At 36.0% G+C, this 3,018-nt stretch carries 2 protein-coding genes; both read left to right on the top strand.

What is annotated here, in order from left to right:
• Nucleotides 1-510: 510 nt before the first annotated feature.
• Complete coding sequence (locus BHE89_RS13560) at nt 511-1,983, top strand: alanine/glycine:cation symporter family protein (RefSeq protein ID WP_069367590.1); 1,473 nt, start codon at nt 511-513, stop codon at nt 1,981-1,983.
• A 107-nt stretch (nt 1,984-2,090) separates the two neighbouring features.
• A complete protein-coding gene (locus tag BHE89_RS13565) occupies nt 2,091-2,951 on the top strand; it encodes a peptidoglycan recognition protein family protein (RefSeq protein ID WP_069367589.1) in 861 nt (286 codons plus the stop codon).
• The last annotated feature ends 67 nt before the right edge of the window (nt 2,952-3,018 follow it).

Consider the following 3,018-nt stretch of genomic DNA (forward strand, 5'->3'; position numbering starts at 1 on the left):
TCTAAAATGTTAACAACTTAAATGTTAAATTGAATATTAAAAAGAACCTTAATTAACCATTTTAATCGTTCATTTAAATCTTATTTTAGATAAATAGAAAAAAATTATTAATTGATGTTTTTTTTAATCTACTCGTTCTTTTTTTCTAAAAATGACTGATTAACTTAATGACTAAAGTATTTTACTTTACTTTATCGAGTTAATGAAATAAAGAAATGATTATTTATCATAATGATATATATGGTTTTTTTTATTTTTTAATATTGTTTGTTCTAGTTAATGAGATAAATTAAAAATAAAATAATAACACGCAAAAAAAATAAACAAAAAATATACATATCACACAATATTGTGTTACATTTGCTTCGCTTTTCACACAGTAATCTTTGATATTACTTTAAGACGGATTCGGATCAGTAATTGACTCAATTATACGATATCTGCTTACTTTTTTATTTCTAATAGCGATGTAAGGATAGGCTATATACGTTATTATATAAGGGGATTAATTTGACAGGGCTAATAAACTTTGCGAATAACATTTTATGGGGATATGTTCTTATCTACTTACTTCTTGGAGTCGGTATTTACTTTACTATCCGTACCGGATTTATACAAATCCGACATTTTAGTCATATGTTCTCTATTTTAAAAAATAGCCATAAGTCAGATAAATCAGGGATCTCTTCCTTTCAGGCATTATGCACCAGTTTAGCTGCGCGTGTAGGTACTGGAAACTTGACGGGGGTCGCTATTGCTTTAACAGCGGGCGGCCCTGGTGCTATTTTTTGGATGTGGGTCGTTGCTTTAATTGGCATGGCAACATCGTTAATAGAAAGTACATTAGCACAACTTTATAAAACAAAAGATGATGATGGGAATTACCGTGGCGGTCCTGCTTATTATATGACGAAAGGATTGAAAATGCGCTGGATGGGGGTTCTCTTCGCCATTTTCTTAATTATCGCCTTTGGTTTAGTTTTTAATGCTGTTCAAGCCAATTCTATTGCTCAAGCCACAGCTTCAGCCTTTAATTTTGAACCACTCTATGTAGGGATCTTTTTAGTACTAACCAGCGGATTTATTATTTTTGGTGGTCTGCGTTGGATCGCACGAGTTGCTGAATTAGTCGTTCCTATTATGGCAACGGCTTATTTATTATTAGCATTTTGGGTCGTTGCAGATCATATTGAGCGTTTACCTGAAGTTTTCATTTTAATCTTTAAAAGTGCTTTTGGCTTACAAGAAGCCGCAGCCGGTGCGATTGGCTATGGTATTAGTCAAGCGATGACTCAAGGTATTCAACGCGGTCTCTTTTCTAATGAAGCGGGTATGGGATCAGCACCTAATGCGGCTGCTTCAGCTACACCGTATCCACCACATCCTGCATCTCAAGGTTATATCCAAATGCTAGGGGTTTTTATGGATACCTTGGTTATTTGTAGTGCCACTGCGGTGATCATTTTATCATCTGGGGTGCTCGACAGTTATCCCGAAGGGATTAACGGTATTCAATTAACACAATTGGCATTGTCATCGAGTGTGGGAGGTTGGGGGAGTACTTTTATTGCGATTGCAATTTTCTTCTTCGCGTTTACCTCTATTATTGCCAATTATGCTTATGCTGAGAGTAATATGATTTTCCTTGGGCGTAATCACACGACAGGGCTATTTCTTTTACGTTCAGCGGTTTTAGCTATGGTGATGTTTGGGGCTTTAGCGGATATGCCGCTTGTTTGGAAAATGGCAGATCTCTCTATGGGATTAATGGCGATGACTAATTTAATCGCAATCATATTGCTTTCTGGTGTCGCCTTAAAATTAGTTAAAGATTATAACCAGCAGCGTCAAGCCGGTTTACTGCCTACATTTGATATTCGACAATATCCAGAGTTGAAAGATGATATTGAAGAAGGTATTTGGGATGAGAATATTGTTCCTGATGAACCTTTAGTTCGATGTGAAAAAGTAGGTAATAACTGAAGTAATAATAAAAAACAACCAAAACTTAAAACCCATATTCTTTAATATGGGTTTTTTGTCTACAATTTAGCCTTAAATTTACTGTTTAACATTATTCAGGATGGATGATGAATTTTAATCGCTATAGCTTAGGCTTACTTATTACTTTGGGATTGCTTTCAGGTTGCTCTCAGCAACCTCAGCTTATTGATAGAGGTAGCTATATTGCGCAAGTTGTTCCTAATAACCCAGGGCAAGATAATCGTGTAAAATTTTTAGTCATGCACTATACCGCAATGGATGATGAAGGATCGTTAAAAACGTTAACGTCGGGGAATGTGAGTAGCCATTATCTAATCCCTTCTAAACCAGAATTAGTTGATAATAAACCCGTTGTTTACTATCTAGTCAGTGAAGATAAAAGAGCATGGCATGCAGGTTTAAGCCAGTGGGGAAATAGTGCTGGTTTGAATGATGGTTCTATTGGTATTGAAATAGTCAATTATGGTTATGAAGATCAGGGAAAATTAAGAAAATGGTTTCCTTATACTTCAGAACAAATTTCCACAATAGCCGTTATGATGAAAGATATTATTCAACGTTATGGTATTGAACCACAAAATGTTGTTGGCCATAGCGATATTGCACCACAACGCAAGGTTGATCCTGGACCACTTTTCCCATGGGCTGAGTTAGCAAAACAGGGAATAGGCGCTTGGCCTGATGACGATACCGTGACTTTTTATTTAGCGGGAAGAGAAAGCGCTGAGCCTGTTGATATTGCTAATTTCCAAACTCTTTTAGCGAAATATGGTTATCAAACACCTACGAGTGGCGTATTAGATCCTGAGACACAGAAAGTAGTCAGCGCATTTCAGATGCATTTTAGAGCAAGTGATATTAAAGGTATTCCTGATGCGCAATCAGAAGCAATTTTAATGGCATTGATTGATAAATATCGAACGAAATGGATACAACCCGTTATGTAGGTAACAGAGTATTCAATGAGTTAATAGTGATTAAAATTAGCCCCAAAGAGATATCTGCTTTGGGGCT

It is taken from the genome of Shigella sp. FC1967, from assembly GCF_001743005.1.
GTDB lineage: Bacteria > Pseudomonadota > Gammaproteobacteria > Enterobacterales > Enterobacteriaceae > Proteus.